22 protein-coding genes are annotated in these 17,792 nt (G+C 66.8%); 15 read left to right on the forward strand and 7 right to left on the reverse strand.

Features of this window, described 5'->3' with window-relative positions; genetic code table 11:
* Window positions 1-4: 4 nt before the first annotated feature.
* The 6 genes from FHW97_RS01965 to FHW97_RS01990 all read right to left on the reverse strand — a co-directional run bounded on the left by FHW97_RS01965 (window position 5) and on the right by FHW97_RS01990 (window position 5,316).
* Window positions 5-1,387 carry an alginate export family protein gene (locus tag FHW97_RS01965; RefSeq protein WP_216647602.1) on the reverse strand — a complete coding sequence of 461 codons (1,383 nt, stop codon included), beginning with the start codon at window positions 1,385-1,387 and terminating at the stop codon, window positions 5-7.
* Between the two features lie 84 nt (window positions 1,388-1,471).
* A complete protein-coding gene (locus tag FHW97_RS01970) occupies window positions 1,472-2,563 on the reverse strand; it encodes a Zn-dependent alcohol dehydrogenase (RefSeq protein ID WP_168351577.1) in 1,092 nt (363 codons plus the stop codon).
* Between the two features lie 73 nt (window positions 2,564-2,636).
* Window positions 2,637-3,506 carry a metallophosphoesterase gene (locus FHW97_RS01975; RefSeq protein ID WP_062786171.1) on the reverse strand — a complete coding sequence of 290 codons (870 nt, stop codon included), beginning with the start codon at window positions 3,504-3,506 and terminating at the stop codon, window positions 2,637-2,639.
* Between the two features lie 4 nt (window positions 3,507-3,510).
* Window positions 3,511-4,182, reverse strand: a complete 672-nt coding sequence (gene gmk, locus FHW97_RS01980) for a guanylate kinase (protein ID WP_022675787.1) — start codon at window positions 4,180-4,182, stop codon at window positions 3,511-3,513.
* Between the two features lie 99 nt (window positions 4,183-4,281).
* Window positions 4,282-4,728 carry a hypothetical protein gene (locus tag FHW97_RS01985; RefSeq protein WP_171792750.1) on the reverse strand — a complete coding sequence of 149 codons (447 nt, stop codon included), beginning with the start codon at window positions 4,726-4,728 and terminating at the stop codon, window positions 4,282-4,284.
* 78 nt (window positions 4,729-4,806) lie between these two features.
* A complete protein-coding gene (locus tag FHW97_RS01990) occupies window positions 4,807-5,316 on the reverse strand; it encodes an SspB family protein (protein WP_022675789.1) in 510 nt (169 codons plus the stop codon).
* Between the two features lie 83 nt (window positions 5,317-5,399).
* On the opposite strand from FHW97_RS01990, the gene hisB reads away from it, so the two are divergent.
* The 15 genes from hisB (at window position 5,400) to FHW97_RS02065 (ending at window position 16,797) form a co-directional block, all read left to right on the forward strand.
* Entirely contained in the window at window positions 5,400-5,993 is a 594-nt protein-coding gene (hisB, locus tag FHW97_RS01995; protein WP_171797854.1) for an imidazoleglycerol-phosphate dehydratase HisB, read from the forward strand.
* Entirely contained in the window at window positions 5,986-6,615 is a 630-nt protein-coding gene (gene hisH, locus FHW97_RS02000) for an imidazole glycerol phosphate synthase subunit HisH (RefSeq protein WP_171797855.1), read from the forward strand. Before hisB ends, hisH begins: the two co-directional genes overlap by 8 nt.
* 104 nt (window positions 6,616-6,719) lie before the next feature.
* On the forward strand, window positions 6,720-7,499 hold the full coding sequence (locus tag FHW97_RS02005) for an SDR family oxidoreductase (protein WP_171797856.1): 780 nt from the start codon (window positions 6,720-6,722) through the stop codon (window positions 7,497-7,499).
* Entirely contained in the window at window positions 7,496-8,656 is a 1,161-nt protein-coding gene (locus FHW97_RS02010; protein ID WP_171797857.1) for a glycosidase, read from the forward strand. The genes FHW97_RS02005 and FHW97_RS02010 overlap by 4 nt, the downstream gene beginning before the upstream one ends.
* Window positions 8,657-8,892: 236 nt before the next feature.
* Window positions 8,893-9,618: a 1-(5-phosphoribosyl)-5-[(5-phosphoribosylamino)methylideneamino]imidazole-4-carboxamide isomerase gene (hisA, locus tag FHW97_RS02015; protein ID WP_022675794.1), complete on the forward strand. Its 726-nt coding sequence runs from the start codon at window positions 8,893-8,895 to the stop codon at window positions 9,616-9,618.
* Window positions 9,619-9,648: 30 nt separating this feature from the next.
* The gene (gene hisF / locus FHW97_RS02020; RefSeq protein ID WP_022675795.1) at window positions 9,649-10,410 is read left to right on the forward strand and encodes an imidazole glycerol phosphate synthase subunit HisF; all 762 of its coding nucleotides are present in this window, start codon (window positions 9,649-9,651) and stop codon (window positions 10,408-10,410) included.
* Between the two features lie 133 nt (window positions 10,411-10,543).
* A complete protein-coding gene (locus FHW97_RS02025; protein WP_022675796.1) occupies window positions 10,544-10,867 on the forward strand; it encodes a phosphoribosyl-ATP diphosphatase in 324 nt (107 codons plus the stop codon).
* 76 nt (window positions 10,868-10,943) lie between these two features.
* Entirely contained in the window at window positions 10,944-11,321 is a 378-nt protein-coding gene (locus FHW97_RS02030) for a histidine triad nucleotide-binding protein (protein ID WP_171797858.1), read from the forward strand.
* Window positions 11,322-11,392: 71 nt separating this feature from the next.
* Window positions 11,393-11,863, forward strand: a complete 471-nt coding sequence (ybgC, locus tag FHW97_RS02035) for a tol-pal system-associated acyl-CoA thioesterase (RefSeq protein WP_054130667.1) — start codon at window positions 11,393-11,395, stop codon at window positions 11,861-11,863.
* Window positions 11,860-12,570: a protein TolQ gene (gene tolQ / locus FHW97_RS02040; protein WP_062786195.1), complete on the forward strand. Its 711-nt coding sequence runs from the start codon at window positions 11,860-11,862 to the stop codon at window positions 12,568-12,570. The genes ybgC and tolQ overlap by 4 nt, the downstream gene beginning before the upstream one ends.
* A gap of 3 nt (window positions 12,571-12,573) precedes the next feature.
* Window positions 12,574-13,089 (forward strand): protein TolR, encoded by a 516-nt coding sequence (tolR, locus tag FHW97_RS02045; protein WP_171797859.1) that lies wholly within the window; start codon window positions 12,574-12,576, stop codon window positions 13,087-13,089.
* Between the two features lie 44 nt (window positions 13,090-13,133).
* A complete protein-coding gene (locus FHW97_RS02050; protein WP_253941524.1) occupies window positions 13,134-14,123 on the forward strand; it encodes a TonB C-terminal domain-containing protein in 990 nt (329 codons plus the stop codon).
* Window positions 14,120-15,523 carry a Tol-Pal system beta propeller repeat protein TolB gene (gene tolB / locus FHW97_RS02055; protein ID WP_171797861.1) on the forward strand — a complete coding sequence of 468 codons (1,404 nt, stop codon included), beginning with the start codon at window positions 14,120-14,122 and terminating at the stop codon, window positions 15,521-15,523. The genes FHW97_RS02050 and tolB overlap by 4 nt, the downstream gene beginning before the upstream one ends.
* Before the next feature lie 88 nt (window positions 15,524-15,611).
* Window positions 15,612-16,133, forward strand: a complete 522-nt coding sequence (pal, locus tag FHW97_RS02060) for a peptidoglycan-associated lipoprotein Pal (protein ID WP_054130901.1) — start codon at window positions 15,612-15,614, stop codon at window positions 16,131-16,133.
* Window positions 16,134-16,254: 121 nt separating this feature from the next.
* Window positions 16,255-16,797, forward strand: a complete 543-nt coding sequence (locus FHW97_RS02065) for a J domain-containing protein (RefSeq protein WP_062786204.1) — start codon at window positions 16,255-16,257, stop codon at window positions 16,795-16,797.
* Window positions 16,798-16,870: 73 nt separating this feature from the next.
* Here the strand turns inward: FHW97_RS02065 and FHW97_RS02070 are convergent, their stop codons facing one another.
* Entirely contained in the window at window positions 16,871-17,764 is an 894-nt protein-coding gene (locus FHW97_RS02070; RefSeq protein ID WP_082349720.1) for a LysR family transcriptional regulator, read from the reverse strand.
* Window positions 17,765-17,792: the final 28 nt, after the last annotated feature.

Raw genomic sequence — 17,792 nt, forward strand, 5'->3', positions numbered from 1 at the left:
CCGTTCAATAGAACGCGGTCACGTTGAACGAACCATAGGTGGTGGATTGCCCCGGCTGCGCATTGGGCGCGGTCTGCATGAAGCCACCTTTGGCCAGATAGACCCCATCGAATTCCAGGCGCAGCCGGCGGGGCACCGCCCAATAGCGCAGCCGGGAATCGAACTGGTGCCCGGCAAACCTGCCGCTGGTGCCCGCCGCATCGCGCACGCCCGAACTGCCAAACATATCGTGCGCATTGGCCAGCCACATCGGGTGCCACGTCAGCAGATAGTCAAACCGCTTGGATGGCGCGCCTTCCAGCCGCAATCCGGGGGCGATGATGTTGGCGCGATAGGGCACGTTATAGAGCCCGGCCGGGGCGAAATCGTTGCGCCGCGTGGCGTAGAGCGGATCATAGCGGGTGATCGTGCCGCCGGGCGTATCGCCAGTGGCAAAGTCCAGCTCTGCCGTCAGATGCGTTTTCGCCCTGTCGGCAAAGGTATAGCCCAGGCGCACGTGCAGGTTGCTGGCGCTGACGGGCAGCAGCGGCGCATTGGGCGCCATGACCATGGCTTCCTCGCCCCACTGGTAATTGCCTTCCAGCTCGTAATCCAGGTGCGCCGGCGCGGGCTCTGCCGCCAGGCGCAGGCTGGAGGTGTTGAGCGAGCGGTCGCGCGTCGGGGTATCGGGCCGGTCGCGTTCGCCAAGGTGCAGCAGTCCGGCCTCGATTAAGGTGACCGGCGCCCCCTTGGCCGAGATCACCTTGCCGACAAAGCCGCCCCACAGCATCAGGTCAAAGCCCTCATGGTCCCAGGCAAAGCGGTGGACATGCATGCCGCGCCGGTCCAGCGGCAGGCGCTGGTCGGGCAGGGTGAAGACGAGTGACGCGCGCCATCCGCTGGGCCATTGGGCCTCGGCATGAAGGCCGGTATAGCTGTTGATGGTGTTGCGATAATCGTCGGCCGCGATCAGGCGGCGCGATCCGATGTTGAGCGTTTCGCGCCCCACTCTGACATTGAGCTTGCTGCCCTTGCCGAGGCGGCCGGGCAGGTCCAGCCCGACATAGCCTTGCACCAGCTCGAAAGCGTTGATCTCTCCGGTGGTGATCGGCGTGCCGGGATTGTCGTTGAACACGCGCGCGTCCCACAACTCGCCCACCACCTGCCACGGGCCCTTGGTCCACGCGGCCTTGATCGTGGCGCGGGTGTTGATCAGCTGGTCGGTGCGGTTGGCGTTGGGCCGCGCCTGGCCATCGATCGCTTCATAACGCAGGCGGATCTGTCCAGAGATGGCCAGGCCATCGGCCGGCGGTGCCTCTCCTGCCAGCGCCGGCGGGGCGGCTGCCAGGGCCGTTGCGGCAAGCAGGGCAGCGCCCGGCAGGCGGGCACGGTGGCAAATGGCGGGCATCGGCGGTTTCCCTCGTGGCACAGCGATGCCACCGGGATTAGCGCCGCGCCGGCCAAGCCGGCGTGAAAGCGGCCTTAAGCGGAACTACGCGCCGTCGAACAGCACCACCGCGCGGGCGCCATCGCCCCGGCGCAGCGCGGCAAAGCCATCGTTGACCTGATCGAGCGTGATCCGCGCGGTCAGCATGGTATCGAGCTTGAGCTGTCCACCGAGGTAGAAATCGACCAGGCGCGGCAGGTCGATCGGAAAGCGGTTCATGCCCATCAGCCCGCCTTGCAGCGTCTTGCCCGACAGCAGGTCCATCGCCGAAAGGCCGACCTTGTGATCGAGCGGCATCATGCCCAGGATCGTGGCCGTGCCACCCCGGCGCAAGACCTGCACCGCCAGATCGGCCGAGGCCGGGCGGCCCACGGCCTCGATCGCATGTTCCACGCCGCCGCGCGTCAGTTCCATTATCGCGCCGGCGGCATCGTCGGCACTGGGGTCGATCGTGTCGGTCGCGCCCATTTCCTGCGCCAGCGCGCGCTTTTCGGGTGAAGGGTCGGCGGCGATGATGCGGCCGGCCCCGGCAATGCGCGCGGCGTTCACGGCCGCCAGGCCCACGCCGCCGCAGCCGATCACCGCCACGCTGTCACCCGGCGTCGGCTTGCAGGCATTGAACACCGCACCAGCCCCGGTGGTGACCGCGCAGCCCAACAGCGCCGCGCGATCGAGCGGCATGTCGGGCCGGATGGCGACGCAGGCGTTTTCGTGCACCAGCATCATTTCGGCCAGCGCCGACAGGTTGAGCATCTGCTGCACCGGTGTGCCGTCTGGCCGGGCGAGGCGCGGCGCCGCGCCGCGCGGGCGGCGGGTGCCGCTGCCCAGGCACAGCGCCATGCGGCCCGACAGGCAGAATTCGCAGGTGCCGCAAAAGGCCGAAAGGCAGGTGACCACGCGATCACCCTTCTTCACCCGCCGCACTTCCTCGCCCACGGCCTCGACAATGCCGGCGGCCTCGTGCCCCGGCACGGCGGGCAGCGCGTGGGGATAGGCGCCGTCGATGAAGTGCAGGTCGGAATGGCACAGGCCGCAAGCCACCGTGCGGATCAGCACTTCATGCGGGCCGGGCCGGTCAACCACCAGATCGGCCAGGGTCAGCGGCTGGCCCGCTTGTTCGAGAACGGCAGCTTTCATCGGTGGTCCTCTTCGTGGCGCCGGCGGATCGCGTCGCGGCTGCGCTGGTTCATTCGCGCAAATGCGCGGCCGGTCAACGCCCGGTAAGGGTGATCATCCAGAAATCGGGCCGCGTGCCGATGCGCAAGGGAAAGCTGCCCGATCCCACGCCGCTGCCGATCAACACGATCTGGTCCTGCCAGTGCACGATGCCACAGCGAAACCGCGCATCGTAATAGCGATTGCCGGTGATGGGGTTGCCCGCGATGCTGATGCCGGGCAGGTGAATCTGGCCGCAATGGGTGTGGCCGGCCAGGATCAACGGCACGCCGGGGATCACGCGCGGCACATGCTCCACCACGATCACCGGTTTGCCCGCGGCGCGCGCGGCGGGCAGCAGCGGCGCGGCGATCAGCCGGGCACGGGGCGTATCGGCCAGGCCCAGCAGCGTGATCGGCCCCACGCCCTGGCTCTGGTTGTTGAGCACGGTGATCCCGGCGCGGCGCAGCAGCGCGGTAACCGCGTGCGGATCGGTCCATTCGTCATGATTGCCCAGCACGGCATAGACGCCCAGCGGGGCATGCAGGCGCGCCAGTGCCTCGGGCAGCAAATCCAGATGCACCGCCGGATCGTTGCGCCGGTCACCATTGACGAAATCGCCGGCCAGCAGGATGGCATCGGGGTGCTGCGCCATGATCTGGTCCACCACGCGGTCCAGCCGGGCGGCGCTCATCCCGTGGCTGCCGACATGGATATCGGAAACCAGCGCCACGTCGATCTTGCGGCCGGCCATGGCCGGGGTATCGAACACGATCACCGCGCGGCGCACCAGCGGCGGCCAGGTTTCCACCCAATAGCCCCAGCCCAGCAAGGCCAGCCCGGCCAGAATCAGGGCAAGGAGAGTCCAGGCCCACCACATCCGGCGATGGCTTGGCGGCGATGGCTCGATCTCCACGGCCGCCACGCGATCAGTGCCGGGTCAATTCGCGGACAAAGCCGATCAGACCGGTCTGGCGCGCGCGCTTGAGGCGTTCGGCCGCCAGGATCTGGCAGATCTGGGTATAGCAGGCATCGATATCGTCGTTGACCACGACATAGTCATAGCCGTCCCAGTGGCTGATTTCGGCCTGGGCGCGGGCCATGCGCGCGGCGATCACTTCGGCGCTGTCGGTGCCGCGCCCGGTCAGGCGGCGGCGCAGTTCCTCGATGCTCGGCGGCAGGATGAACACGCGCACCACGTCGGCCTCGGCCTTTTGATAGAGCTGCTGCGTGCCCTGCCAGTCGATGTCGAACAGGGTGTCGCCGCCTTCCTTGAGGCGGGCGCGGATATGGGCCTTGGGCGTGCCATAGCAATTACCGAAGACTTCGGCCCATTCATAGAATTCGTTGGCTTCGACCATGGCATCGAACGTGGCGCGGTCGACGAAGTGGTAATCCTTGCCATCCACCTCGCCGGGGCGGATCGGGCGCGTGGTGGCCGAAACCGATGCCTCGATCTGCGAATCGTGCGCCAGCAGGCGCTTGGCGATCGTCGTCTTGCCCGCGCCCGATGGCGAAGACAGGATCAGCATGAGGCCGCGACGATGCAGTGCATCGGCACGGGAAACGGGCAGGGTGGGGGGCAATGCGCTGTCGGCCATGGTCGCAGATGGACCATGGCCGCCCTGCCGGTCAAGCCGCAGTTTGTGGCGCTGGGAAGGTTTGCCAGGCTCTGCCGCAAAGGGGCAGGCGCTGCGGGATCAGCGCGGCTTGGCTTTCACCGCGGCGCGGGCGCGGCGGGTCTTGCGGCGATCGTAAAGCGCCTTGGCGACCAGGCCGCCGCCCACCACGATCGCGCCGGGCACCGAACGTGTGGCGACGCGGGCGATCGCGGTGCCAACCAGGCTACCCACCAGCGAGGGGCCGCGGATCAGCCCGCCGGGCGTGCGCACCGGCAATGCCTTGCCCAGCACGCGGCCAGCCAGGCCCTTGCCGGCAACGCCGCGGGCCAGCAGGGCGCTGCCCGCGCTCATCGCGATGTCGGTCAGGATCAGGGTGGTCAACGGGCTGTTGAGCGGCTGATCGTCCTTGGCCGGCCCAGCCTGGGTCGGCGCAGCCTTGGCGGGTTCTGCCTTGGCCGGCACGGCCTGGGTGCCGTCCTCGTTGATATCCTGTTCCGACTTCGCCGCTTTGCCCTTGGAAACCATGTGCGGGTGCCCCGTGTACCTTGATGGCCTGCGGCAAACGCGATCGGACTGGGCCGGGATCAGGTCTGGCGCAGGCGGTTACTTCTTGCGGCCGAAATCGACCGTGACGACATTCGAGCCGTCGTCGCTGCGTTCAACGGCGGGCTTGTCGGAAGTTTCCCCGGGGTTGGCGGAAGAATCGTTTTCCGCGTCCTCGTGGATGTCATCGTCCATCTCGTCGGCCGCCTGGAACTGCAGGCCGAAATCCACCGCGGGATCGACAAAGGCCGTGATCGCGCGGAACGGGATGACCAGCGTTGACGGCACCTGGTTGAAGCTCAACCCGACAGAGAAGGTATCTTCCTCGACCTTCAGGTCCCAGAACTTGTTCTGGAGCACGATGGTCATCTCGTCGGGAAAGCGTTCTTTCAGCCGGTTGGGGATCGATACCCCCGGTGCCCCGGTGCGGAACGTGATGTAGAAATGGTGCTGGCCGGGAAGCATCCCGCCGGATGCCTCCACCTGGCCCAGGACGCGGCCTACCACGGCGCGCAGGGCTTCCTGCACGATTTCGTCATAGGGGATCAGGCTGTCGGGCGTTTCGCTCATATGCAGCACAACTGGCGCTGGCACGGGCGCGGGTCAAGAGGGAGTGATTGATTCTCGCATATCCGGGCGTATAGGCATGGCCCATGCGCACCGGATCGATCACCCGCACCACCGCCGAAACCGATATCAAGGTCAGCGTCAACCTGGATGGCACCGGGGTCTATGACGTGAACACCGGGATCGGCTTTCTCGATCACATGATCGAGCAGTTCTCGCGCCATTCGCTGATCGATGTGACGCTGTTCGTGAAGGGCGATCTTCACGTGGACGAGCACCACACCGTGGAAGACAGCGCGATCGCGCTGGGCCAGGCGATCGGCCAGGCGCTGGGCGACAAGAAGGGCATCACCCGCTACGGTTCGACCTATGCCCCGATGGACGAGGCGCTGGCCCGTGTCGCGCTGGATATTTCCGGCCGCCCGATCCTGGTGTGGAAGGCCGCGTTCAGCCAGCCGCGCCTGGGCACGATGGACACCGAGATGTTCGAGCACTGGTTCCAGTCGATCTCGCAGGCCGCCGGCATCACGCTGCACATCGAGTGCCTCTATGGCTCCAACAACCACCATATCATCGAAGGCATCTACAAGGGCTTTGCCCGCGCCATGGCACAGGCCATCGCCATCGATCCGCGCAAGGCCGATGCGGTGCCGTCGACCAAGGGCATGCTCGGTGGCTGAACGGCTGGCCCTGATCGACTATGGCGCCGGCAACCTGCGCTCTGTCGCCAATGCGCTGAAAGTGGCTGGCGCGGAAAACGTCATCGTCACCGCCGATCCTGATGTGGTGCGCCGCGCCGATCGCATCGTCTTGCCCGGTGTGGGTGCCTATCGCGCTTGTGCCACGGCGCTGCGCGGCGTGACCGGCATGATCGACGCGCTGGAAGAGCGTGTGCTCGCCGATGCCGTGCCGTTCCTGGGCATCTGCGTGGGCATGCAATTGCTCGCCTCGCGTGGGGTGGAGCATGGCGTGACCGAGGGGCTCGACTGGATCGCGGGCGAGGTGCGCCTGATCGAGCGGACCGATCCGGCGATCAAGGTGCCGCACATGGGCTGGAACGATGTGTCGCCGATGCACCACGGCGATGGCGCCAGCCTGATCCGGGGTGGGGAAGCCTATTTCCTGCATTCCTACCACTTCGCGGCCGACGACGGCGCCGACGTGGCGGCCATAACCGATCACGGCGGCGGCCTGGTCGCGGCCGTGGCGCGCGACAATATCCTGGGCGTGCAGTTCCACCCCGAGAAGAGCCAGGCCTATGGCCTTGGCCTGTTGTCCCGCTTCCTCGGCTGGCAGCCCTGATCCCAAAAGCCTGAGGCGCATGGCCCCGCCAAAGGGGCAGGGCGCGGAACCAGCCGCGCCGCGAGGCTTTCCCTTTCCTGACACCGGCAGGAAAAGGACGCATCATGGCAACAGGTTACGCGGCAACCGGCGGGGCAGCGGGGCATACCGCGCAAACCCCGTTGACCGGACGGCGCATCGCCATCACTGGCGGCACCACCGGCATTGGGCGCGCCACGGCACTTTTGCTGGCCGGTGAAGGCGCGCAAATCTTTACCTGCGGACGCGATCCTGAGCACCTGGGCGATTGCCTTGCCGCCGGGCGCAATGCTGGCGGCACGATCGACGGCCTGGCGCTGGATCTGGCGCATGAAGGCGCGGTCGATCGCTTTTTCGGCGCCGCCGAGCAGGCAATGGGCGGGATCGACGTCGCGGTCATCAACGCGGCGGTGCCGGCCTCAGGACTGACCGAGATGGACGAGGCGGCGCTGCGCTATGCCATCGCGGCCGATTTCACCGCCTATCTCGTCTCGGCCTGGCGGGCAGCCGCAGCCTTGTCGGGCAAGAATGGCGACATCGTGCTGGTCGGCTCGATGAGCGCGCACGTCCTTGGTGGCCATTCCACCGTCTATGCCGGGATGAAAGCCGGCATCGCCGGTTTTGCCGAGGCGCTGCGCCGCGAAATGGGCGGCAAGGGCGTGCGGGTCGGCCTGGTCGAGCCGGGCCTGGTCGGCACCGATTTCCAATATCCCGATATCCCGGCCGACAAGCAGCGCGCGATGATCGCCGAAGAGAAGATGCTTCGCGCCGAAGATATCGCCGTGGGCATCCACTATTTCCTCACCCAGCCGCGCCGCACCGTCGTGCAGCAGATGGTCATTGTTCCCAGGGTCAACGAAGAATGAAATTTCCCCACGACCGACTGGTCATTACCCCTCACGTCATCGATCTGTCGCGCTCGCCGCTGGCGGGCCATTTCGATGCGGAAACCTTTGTGCTGGGGGCGTTCAACCCCGGCATGACCACGCTGCCCAATGGCAACGTCCTCCTCATGGTGCGCGTGGCCGAGGCGCTGCGCGAGCCGATCCGCGATGGCAAGGTGCACGCGATCCGTTGGGATGGCGATGGCCGGCTGGTCGGCGGGCAGCCGTTCGGGCGCTTCGTGCTGGATGCCTGGCCGCTGGAACTGGCCGACACCCGCGATCCGCGCAAGTTCATGGTGCCCGGCGGCGGCTGGAAAGTCATGGCGCTCACCTCGCTATCGTGGCTGCTGCCAGTGGAAATGACGCCCGATGCCATGGAAATTGTGGCGATCCATTATGACAAGGCGATCGCGCCGGCCGGCCCGTGGGCCTGCTATGGCGTGGAAGACGCCCGCATTTCCCGCGTCGCCGACGGGCAATACCTGATGACCACCTGCTCGGTCAGCCCAGAACGGCATTCCACCACGCTCTACAGCTCTGCCAATGGCCTCGACTGGACGTTCGAGGGCCTGGTGCTCGATCACCAGAATAAGGACATGCTGATTTTCGAAGGCCTGGTCGATGGGGCCTATTGGGCCCAGACACGGCCCTTGGGCGATCTGTGGTTCGCCTATCCGCCGGGCAGCCCGTTCCGCGCCGGCCCGTCGATCAACCTGGCGACATCGCCCGATGGCCGGCACTGGAAGCCGCACCTCGCCCCGCATATCCGCCCGCGTGTCGATCGCCCGGCCACGGCCCGGATGGGTGGCGGCGCGCCGCCGATCCTGACGGAGGTGGCGGGCCAGCGCGGCTGGCTCAGCCTGTGGCACGGGGTGGAGCCGAAGGAGATCGTCGGCATCTACCGCACGTTCTGGTCGCTGCTCGACGAAGCCGATCCCACCCGCATCCTGGCCGAAGGAGAGGTGCCGCTGCTCGAGCCCGAACCGGCACTGACCCAACCGCTCGAAGACCTGCTCTATCTGCGCGATGTGGTCTTCACCACCGGGGTAATCGACCAGGGCGATCGCTTCATCATCGCCTCGGGCGAGGCGGACTTGGCCTGCCGCATCACCCATGTACCCAAGAATGCGTTGGGGTAAGGTGCGCACACGGTCTGGCGAAAAAGTGCCTGATCCCCCTCCTTTTCGGAGGAGGGGGTCGGGGGGTGGTGGATGCGTTGCGCACGGCATGGCACCACCCCCAACCCCTCCTCTGAAGAGGAGGGGAGAAAGCTGTTCCGTTCCATTCCCCTCAATCTCTCAAACCGCCCCGGCACCAAGCGTGAGCCACGCAAAACCCGTTGGACATGGCGGCGTGCGATGCTAGGCGCGCGGCCATGATCGTATTTCCCGCCATCGACCTCAAGGGAGGTCAGGTCGTCCGCCTTGCAGAAGGCGATATGGATCGTGCCACCGTCTATGGCGATGATCCCGCGCATCAGGCCGGGCTGTTTGCCCAGGCGGGTTCGCAATACCTGCACGTGGTCGATCTTGATGGCGCATTCGCGGGCGAGGCGCGCAATGCCCGCGCGGTGGAAAGCATTCTCAAGGCCTTTCCCGGCCATGTTCAGCTGGGTGGCGGCATCCGCAATGCCCGCGCGGTCGACGGCTGGTTCGATCTGGGCGTCTCGCGCGTGGTGATCGGCACCGCCGCGCTGAAAGACCCGCAGTTCGTCAAGGACATGGCCAAGGCCTATCCCGGCGGCATCGTCGTGGCGGTGGACGCGCGCGATGGCATGGTCGCCACGGCTGGCTGGGCCGATGTGTCCGACGTGTCGATCGCCGACATGGCCCGCCGGTTCGAGGATGCCGGCGTCGCCTCGCTCCTGTTCACCGACGTGGGCCGCGATGGCCTGCTCAAGGGTTGCAACATCGAGGCGACGGTCAACCTGGCGCGCGCCACGCGGCTGCCGGTGATCGCCAGCGGCGGCGTGAAAGGCATCGATGACATCGCCATGCTCAAGGTGCATGAAGCCGATGGCATCGAAGGCGTGATCACCGGCCGCGCGCTCTATGACGGGCGGCTCGATCTGGCCGCCGCGATCCAGATCGCGGAACGCTAAAGACTTGCACCAACGAAAGGCGCCTGTGTCATGACCGTCCGCGTCCGTGTCATTCCCTGCCTCGATGTGGCCGAAGGCCGCGTGGTCAAGGGCGTCAACTTCGTCGACCTGCGCGATGCCGGCGACCCGGTGGAACAGGCCCGCGCCTATGACGCGGCCGGTGCTGACGAGCTGTGCTTCCTTGATATTTCCGCCACGCACGAAGGGCGCGGCACGCTGCTCGATGTGGTCGCCCGCACGGCCGAGGTGTGCTTCATGCCCTTGACCGTGGGCGGCGGCGTGCGCGCGGTGGAGGATGCCCGCGCGCTGTTGCTGGCCGGCGCCGACAAGGTGGCGGTCAACAGCGCGGCGGTGGCCCGGCCCGAACTGGTGCGCGAGATTGCCGAGAAATTCGGCGCGCAATGCGTGGTCGGCTCGGTCGATGCGCGGCGCGTGGGGCCGGGCAAGTGGGAAATCTTCACCCATGGTGGGCGCAAGGGCACAGGCATTGATGCTCTGGTCCATGCCGAGCGGCTGGCCAGCCTGGGTGCAGGCGAACTGCTTGTCACCTCGATGGACGGCGATGGCACCAAGGCCGGCTATGACCTGGAATTGACCCGCGCGATTGCCGATGCCGTACCGGTTCCGGTCATTGCCAGCGGCGGTGTGGGCACGCTCGATCACCTGGTCGATGGCGTGACCAAGGGCCATGCCAGCGCGGTCCTGGCCGCCTCAATCTTCCACTTCGGCACCTATTCCATCGCCCAGGCCCACGCCGCGTTGCGTGCTGCGGGATTGCCCGCGCGGGGCTGAGCACCTCTGCCCCTCCGTCAGGCGGGGGGATCTGATCCTCCCCATGGCATGGGGAGGGGGACCAGCCGCAGGCTGGTGGAGGGGCGGGGCAAGAGGCTTGACCCTCGGCCCGCGCCGTTCCATGCCGCGTGCCATGGACCAGAGCACGCTTGCCCGCCTCGAGGCGACCATCGCCGCCCGCCGCAGCGCCGATCCCGATGCCAGCTATGTTGCGCGCCTCCATGCCAAGGGGCTGGGCAAGATCGCGCAGAAAGTGGGCGAAGAAGGCGTGGAAACGGTGATCGCCGCGCTTTCGGGCAGCGCCGATGAACTGGTGGGCGAGGCAGCCGACCTCTTGTTCCACCTCATGGTGCTGCTTGGTGCACGCGATGTGCCGCTGGCCCGCGTGCTGGCCGAGCTTGATCGCCGCGAAGGCCTGTCGGGCCTCGCCGAAAAGGCCGCGCGTCCGCGCGATTGAGGGTCGCTTCGCTGCTGTGAACTTTTCACCAGCGTGAAGGCCTTGATTCCCAGTCTCTTAGCGAAAGCACTGTCCCATGCCGATCGATGCCACGCTGCCCTATGATGATCAGAACGTCTTTGCGAAGATTCTGCGCGGGGAAATCCCTTCCAGCAAGGTCTATGAAGACGATTTTGCCCTGGCATTCCATGATATTGCGCCCCAGGCGCCGGTGCATGTGCTGGTCATTCCCAAGGGCCCTTATGTCAGCTGGGACGATTTTTCCGCCCATGCCCCGGCCGATCTGATCGCCGGTTTCGTGCGCGCGGTGGGCAAGGTGGCGCGTGATCTGGGCCTGGTCGAGCCAGGCTATCGCCTGCTGGGCAATGTTGGCGGCCATGGCGGGCAGGAAGTGCCGCATCTGCACGTGCATCTGTTCGGCGGTGTGCCGCTTGGCCCGATGCTGGCGCGTTAATCCTTTCGCACCGCAGCAAGATAGGGTAACACAATCGTGTCATTCCGTCGCAAGGCAGGCACGTTTCGCCTATGATCGGCCCGGAAATTCCCTCTGGTTGTCTTAACGGCACGGTCCATCGCCTGGGCGTGCGCGTCTATTACGAAGACACCGATCTTTCCGGCGTTGTCTATCATGCCAATTACTTGCGCTGGTTCGAACGCGCGCGATCCGATCTGTTGCGCCTGATCGGCATTGATCAGCGCGCCGCCCACGAAGCGGGCGAGGGCGCCTTTGCCGTGGCCGACATGGCCCTGCGCTATGCCAGCCCGGCCCGCCTGGACGATGGCATCGTGGTCGAATCGCGCCTTTCTGCACTGCAAGGTGCCAGCTGCACGCTGCTTCAGCAGGCGTTCAGGCACCAGAGCCTTTTGTGCGCCGCGCGGGTTCGCGTCGCCTTTGTCACGCCAGGCGGACGACCACGCCGTCTGCCGCCGTCCTGGCGCGATGCCTTTGCCGCCCTGATCGATCCAGCAATGGACCTTGAGAAAGCCTTCCCATGACTTTGGCCCTTCTAGCCGCCGCAGCAAGCGTGACTGCCGGCGCTCCTACCCGGCTTAATCCTGTTGCCCTGTTCCTGCATGCCGATATCGTCGTGCAGCTCGTGATGAGCGCGCTGGTTCTCGCCAGCGTGTGGGTGTGGATGATCATCGTGTCGTTCAGCCTGCGCATGGCCGGCGCGTCGCGTCGCTCCACCCGCTACGAGCAGGGTTTCTGGGAAGCGCGCGATATCGATGCTTATCACAAGGAAAACGGCAAGGGCGACGTGCCCGCCGCCCGCGTGGTGACCGCCGCGCTGGCCGAATGGCGCCGCTCCACCGCCGGCAAGAATGTCGACCGCGAAGGCACGCGCCAGCGCCTGCAAGTGGCGATGGACAGCGCCGTGGCGGCCGAGACCGACCGCCTGTCGGGCCGCTTGAACTTCCTTGCCACGGTCGGTTCGGTCGCGCCGTTCGTGGGTCTGTTCGGCACGGTGTGGGGCATCATGGACAGCTTCTTCAACATCGGGGCGCAGGCCAATTCCTCGCTCGCGGTGGTGGCGCCGGGTATTTCCGAAGCGCTGTTTGCCACGGCGATCGGCCTGGTCGCGGCGATCCCCTCGGTCATCGCCTACAACCGCTTCAGCAACACGGTGAACCGCTTTGAAGCGCGCCTGTTCCGCTTTGCCGACCGGTTCCACGCCACCTTGAGCCGCGAACTGGAGCAGTAAGCCATGGCCATGAACCTGGGCCAGAGCAGCGGCGGAGGCGGGGGGCGGCGGCGCCGGTCGCGTGGGGCCCCGATGGCCGAAATCAACGTGACGCCGCTGGTCGACGTGATGCTGGTCTTGCTGATCATCTTCATGGTCACCGCGCCGATGCTCACCGCCGGCGTGCCGATCGACCTGCCTGACAGCAAGGCCGAGGCGCTGCAGGAAAAGAAGAACGAGATCACGGTGAGCATGGACGGCCAGGGCCGCCTGTTCCTGGATGACCAGGAACTGGCCCCAGGTGAACTGGCCGACCGGCTGGCTGCCGTGCAGCGGCCCAATGGCGAGGCGCCGCTGGTGACGCTGCGGGCCGACAAGGCGCTAGATTATGGCCGCGTGATCGCGGTGATGGGCGAATTGAACGCGGCGGGTTTCAAGCAGATTTCGCTGGTCAGCAATGGCGTGGGCGGTGGCGGTGAACCGGCTGCTCCGGCGCCCGCAGCCCCAGCCGCCGCCGCAGCGGCGCAGGGTCAGCCCTGACGCCCATGGCCACGCGCGATCCTCTTGACCAATCTCCCGCGGGTTTGCGCCGGGAAGAAAAGCTGGCACTGGGCGTGGCGGTGGTGGCCCACGCGGCGCTGATTGCCGCGCTGACGCTCTCGCCGCCGGGCAAGTCGATCAAGCCGCCGCCCCAGCGCATGGTGGTGACGATCGCCGATGAGGTGGCCGACAAGGCCACCTCGCCCGAGCCCAATGCCCAGACCGCGCCCGACGTGGCGCCCGCGCTGGGCGAGCAGCAGCAAGCCGCCGAACCGGAAACCGCGCCGCCCGCGCCGGTGGAAAAGGTTCAGCCTGCCCCTCCGCCGCCCGCGCCGGTGGAACGGCCGCAGCCCAGGCCCGAGCCGCCCCGGCCTGCGCCGCCCAAGCCCCAACCCAAACCGCAGCCGGTGGTGCGGCATGAGCCCCGCCCGGAACCGCGCCCGCAACCCCGGCCAGAGCCGCGCCCGCAGGCCCGGCCGGCGCCGCCCAAGCCTGCGCCCGCGCGTCCGGCCCCAGCACGGCCAGCGCCGGTGCATACGCCGGCAAAGCCGGCGCCGCGCCAGGCCGAGCACGCCCCGGGCCGTGACAAACCAGCGCCCACCCCGCCGCGCAAGGCGCCCCAGGGTGGCGATCGCATCGGCAAGGATTTCCTCGCCGGGTTGCCGAGCAACAGCAACCCGGGTGCCTCGCGCAATCCCCCCGCGCAGACCGCCGGACCTGACGTGCGCGCGTCGTTGGGCATGGCGCTGTCACGCCAAATCAAGCCGCACTGGCAAGGGCCATCTGGCGTCGAGGTGGACAAGCTCGTCACCGTGGTGGCCTGGAACCTCAATCCCGACGGGTCGTTGGCCGGAAAGCCGGTGATCGTATCGCAAAGCGGGATTACCGACGCCAATCGCGCCCAGGCCCACCGCCATGCCGAACTGGCGATCCGTGCGGTGGAACTGGCCGCGCCGTTCAATTTGCCGCCGCAGTACTACAACAGCTGGAAGCGCGTTTCCGCGTTTCGCTTTGACTGGAAGCTGTCACAATGAAGCGTATTTCATCCGCTCTTCTTGGTGTCTTGCTGGCTGGCCTGGGTGCCGGCTCCGCTCTCGCCCAGCAACAAACCCTGCCAGCCTCAAACGCGCCGCAGGCGGCGCCCACCACCGCCGCGCCCGATGATGGCGGCTTGACCGGCTCGGTTACCGGCGAGGGCGCCTGGCAGGATCTGGGCGTGGCCATTCCGGCGTTCCCCACCGACAACGCCGTGCCAACGGCGGCCGATGGTGGCAACACGGCCGCGCTGGGCAAGAACCTGGCGCGGGTGGTCTATAATGACCTCAAGAACAATGGCCTGTTCAAGCCGACCGGCCCCGATGCGCTGCCAGGCATCGGCTATCAGGAAGTGGCCGCCCCCAATTTCAGCGGCTGGCGTGCGCGCTCTGCCGAAATGCTGGTGCAGGGCTTTGTGCGCGCCGCCGCCGATGGCCGGCTGACGGTTGGCTGCTATCTCTATGACGTGGGGCTGGGCAGCGAACTGGCGCGCCAGGGCTATGTCGTCCAGCCCGGCGATTGGCGCCGCGCCGCGCACAAGTGCGCCGACATGGTCTATTCGCGCCTGTCGGGCGAGAGCCCGTTCTTTGACAGCAAGATCGCCTATATCGCCGAAACTGGGCCCAAGGATCACCGGCGCAAGCAGCTGGCGATCATGGATTCCGATGGCGCCAACCACCGCTTCATCACCAATGGCCAGGCCACCGCGCTGACCCCGCGCTATTCGCCCGATTACCAGCAGATTGCCTATCTGTCGTATCTCAACGGCAATCCGCGCATCTATGTCTATGATATCGGATCGGGCACGCAGCATCTCGTGCTGCAAAGCCGCAACCCCACGTTCGCGCCGCGCTGGTCGCCCGATGGCAAGTCTTTGCTGTTCTCCATGGCGATCGGCGGCAACACCGATATCTATCGCATCCCCGCCACCGGCGGTGAGCCGGTGCGGCTGACCAATACGCCGGGCATCAACGTGGGTGGTTCCTACAGCCCCGATGGCAAGCGCATCGTGTTTGAAAGCGATCGCTCGGGCAGCCAGCAGGTCTATGTGATGAACGCCGATGGCACCGACCAGAAGCGCATCAGCTTTTTCGGCGGCCGCGCGGCGACGCCGGAATGGAGCCCGCGTGGCGACCAGATCGCGTTTACCTGCATCTGCGGCAACCTGCGCGTGGCCGTGATGAACCCGAGCGGTGGCGACATGCGCTTCCTGACCAACAGCTGGCAGGATGAAGCGCCCACCTGGTCTCCCAATGGCCGCATCGTGCAGTTCTTCCGCACGGAAAAGAACACGGGCCATACCTCCATTTGGCAGGTCGATCTGACCGGCCTCAACGAACGCAAGCTCAATACCCCGGTCGATGCTTCTGACCCGGCTTGGGGTCCTGTCTTGCCGTAACCGGTGCAGCCTGGTGGCTGCACCATTTCTCAGCCCCCCGACGTTTTGTGCAGTGCAAAACTTTCTCATCCGCCCTGAGGAGAATATGATGAAACGCACGCTTCTTACCGTAACGCTTTTGGCAGGCAGCATTTCGCTGGCCGCCTGTTCGTCGAACTCGGCGAAGAATCGCACGGCCGCCGAACTGCCGCCGCCACCGGCTTCGTCGACCACCACCACCCCGCCGCCGCCGCCGAGCGGCCCGGCTGCTGGCAGCCAGGCTGATTTCGTGGCCTCGGTGCAGTCCGACACGATCCACTTCGACACCGACCGTTACAACGTCGATGCGCAGAGCCAGACGATCCTGCAGAGCCAGGCGCAGTGGCTGGCCCGCTATCCGATGAAGCGTGTCACCATCGAAGGGCACTGCGACGAACGCGGTACCCGTGATTACAACATCGCCCTGGGCGAACGCCGCGCCAATGCGGCCAAGAATTACCTGGTCAGCCTGGGCGTGGATGCGAGCCGCATCAGCACAGTCAGCTATGGCAAGGAACGCCCGATCGCCCTCGGCTCTGACGAAGCCGCCTGGGCACAGAACCGCCGCGCGGTGACTGTCACCGTACAGTAAGGGACAGCTTGCGCCGGGGGGCCGCCGGTGGTTAAGAGCGAATCCGTCTTAGAGGGGGCGCCTTGTGCGGCAACGGCCGTGCATGGCGCCCCATCCGCGTCAGGAGAAAGTGGCAAGGCCGATGGCACGGCAAGGGCGATCAAGCGACTGGGGTTTTCCCCGCTGGCGCGGCTATGGCAGCGCGCGCGAGGCCGTGAACGTGCGCCTGTGCGATCGCGCCGGCTGCAACGAGCCCGGCAATTGCCCCGCGCCGAAATCACCCAACAGCCCTGACCGCTGGTATTTCTGCGAAAAGCATGCCGCCGAATACAATGCCGGCTGGGACTATTTCGCGGGGCTCGACAAGGAAGAAGCCGCCGCGCGCGAGCAGGCCGAGCGCCGCACCAACGAAGGCTATAGCGATTCGTCGTGGAAAGCCTGGGCCGGCCCTGGCGATGGCAGCCGCAGCCGCGACGAACTGCGCGCGCTGGAAGCCTTGGGCCTCGATCCCGATGCCGCGTTCGAAGACGTGCGCAAGGCCTGGCGCACCCGCGCCAAGGAAGTCCACCCCGATGTTCGCCCGGGTGATGCCCAGGCCGCTGCCGAATTCCAGAAGCTGCAACTGGCCTACGAAGTGCTGCGCGCCGCCGAAGAGCGCCGCACGTGGAAGGGCTCGGGAATCTAGGTGGCGGTAAATTAGCGGGACCCCGGATCAAGTCCGGGGTGACGACAAGTAATTAGATCAGTGATATTTTTCGTCACCCCGGGCTCGACCCGGGGTCCCGCTTCAGCGCGGCAACGACCTGCGGTGGGACATGCGCGCCCGCCAGGGTGACGAGATCGACCGTGCCGGCATGATCGGCCAGCGGGCGGAACACCAACCCTTCGAGGTTGAGCCGCGCCAGGCTCGCCGGGGCCAGGATCACGCCCTGGCCCGCGGCGGCCAGGCTTGCGGCGGTGATGAAATCGGCGGTGCGACGGATCAGCGGGGCGGGCAGGCGTGCCGCCTTGGCCAGTGCCGTCACGGTTTGCGCCAGGCCCACTTCTTCATGGAATTGCGGGGTGAGAAAGGTTTGTCCGGCCAGGTCGGCCGCGTGCAGCGGGGCAGTGCTGGCAAGCGGGCTTGCTGCGCTCATCGCCACCAACAGCCCTTCGCGATGGCGTGCGAGTTCTTGGCAATCGGCCGGCCAGGCGGGGCGCGGGCGCACAATGGCCAGGTCGATCCGCCCATCGGCCAGGGCCTTGAGCTGATCGGGGGTTTCCATCAGCGTGGGCATCACCTCAATGCCCGGCAGTGCCTGGGCCAGGGTGGTGATCAGCCGCGGCAGGACACCAGCCATGGCCGCAGAAAAGACATAGCCGACGGTGAGTGGCCCGGCCTCTCCCCGCGCCAGGGCCATGCCGATGCGGCCGGTGCGCGCCAGGGTTTCGAGGGCGGCGCGCGCCTGCGGCAGGAACAGCGCCCCGGCGCGGGTGGGGACCACGGCGGTGCGGCTGCCGCGTTCGATCAGCCGGGTGCCGAGCGCGTGCTCCAGCCGTTGCAATCGCTTGCTGGCCACCGACTGGGCAATGCCGAGCGTATCGGCGGCGCGCTGGAAATGGCCGTGATCCGCCACGGCCACGAACACGGCAAGGGCCTCAGGATCGAGCATCAGCTTTCATTCCCAAATGCGATCGAAA

Source organism: Novosphingobium sp. SG754 (assembly GCF_013149315.1).
Taxonomy (GTDB): domain Bacteria; phylum Pseudomonadota; class Alphaproteobacteria; order Sphingomonadales; family Sphingomonadaceae; genus Novosphingobium; species Novosphingobium capsulatum.

Coding starts and splice junctions, on each gene's coding strand:
- tolR (WP_171797859.1), top strand. CDS start 12,574: ATGGCCATGAACCTGGGCCAGAGCAGCGGCGGAGGCGGGGGGCGGCGG.
- hisF (WP_022675795.1), top strand. CDS start 9,649: ATGACCGTCCGCGTCCGTGTCATTCCCTGCCTCGATGTGGCCGAAGGC.
- FHW97_RS02025 (WP_022675796.1), top strand. CDS start 10,544: ATGGACCAGAGCACGCTTGCCCGCCTCGAGGCGACCATCGCCGCCCGC.
- tolQ (WP_062786195.1), top strand. CDS start 11,860: ATGACTTTGGCCCTTCTAGCCGCCGCAGCAAGCGTGACTGCCGGCGCT.
- FHW97_RS02070 (WP_082349720.1), bottom strand. CDS start 17,764: ATGCTCGATCCTGAGGCCCTTGCCGTGTTCGTGGCCGTGGCGGATCAC.
- FHW97_RS02005 (WP_171797856.1), top strand. CDS start 6,720: ATGGCAACAGGTTACGCGGCAACCGGCGGGGCAGCGGGGCATACCGCG.
- ybgC (WP_054130667.1), top strand. CDS start 11,393: ATGATCGGCCCGGAAATTCCCTCTGGTTGTCTTAACGGCACGGTCCAT.
- FHW97_RS01970 (WP_168351577.1), bottom strand. CDS start 2,563: ATGAAAGCTGCCGTTCTCGAACAAGCGGGCCAGCCGCTGACCCTGGCC.
- tolB (WP_171797861.1), top strand. CDS start 14,120: ATGAAGCGTATTTCATCCGCTCTTCTTGGTGTCTTGCTGGCTGGCCTG.
- hisB (WP_171797854.1), top strand. CDS start 5,400: ATGCGCACCGGATCGATCACCCGCACCACCGCCGAAACCGATATCAAG.
- FHW97_RS02010 (WP_171797857.1), top strand. CDS start 7,496: ATGAAATTTCCCCACGACCGACTGGTCATTACCCCTCACGTCATCGAT.
- FHW97_RS01965 (WP_216647602.1), bottom strand. CDS start 1,387: ATGCCCGCCATTTGCCACCGTGCCCGCCTGCCGGGCGCTGCCCTGCTT.
- gmk (WP_022675787.1), bottom strand. CDS start 4,182: ATGGCCGACAGCGCATTGCCCCCCACCCTGCCCGTTTCCCGTGCCGAT.
- FHW97_RS01985 (WP_171792750.1), bottom strand. CDS start 4,728: ATGGTTTCCAAGGGCAAAGCGGCGAAGTCGGAACAGGATATCAACGAG.
- FHW97_RS01990 (WP_022675789.1), bottom strand. CDS start 5,316: ATGAGCGAAACGCCCGACAGCCTGATCCCCTATGACGAAATCGTGCAG.
- hisA (WP_022675794.1), top strand. CDS start 8,893: ATGATCGTATTTCCCGCCATCGACCTCAAGGGAGGTCAGGTCGTCCGC.
- FHW97_RS02065 (WP_062786204.1), top strand. CDS start 16,255: ATGGCACGGCAAGGGCGATCAAGCGACTGGGGTTTTCCCCGCTGGCGC.
- pal (WP_054130901.1), top strand. CDS start 15,612: ATGAAACGCACGCTTCTTACCGTAACGCTTTTGGCAGGCAGCATTTCG.
- FHW97_RS02030 (WP_171797858.1), top strand. CDS start 10,944: ATGCCGATCGATGCCACGCTGCCCTATGATGATCAGAACGTCTTTGCG.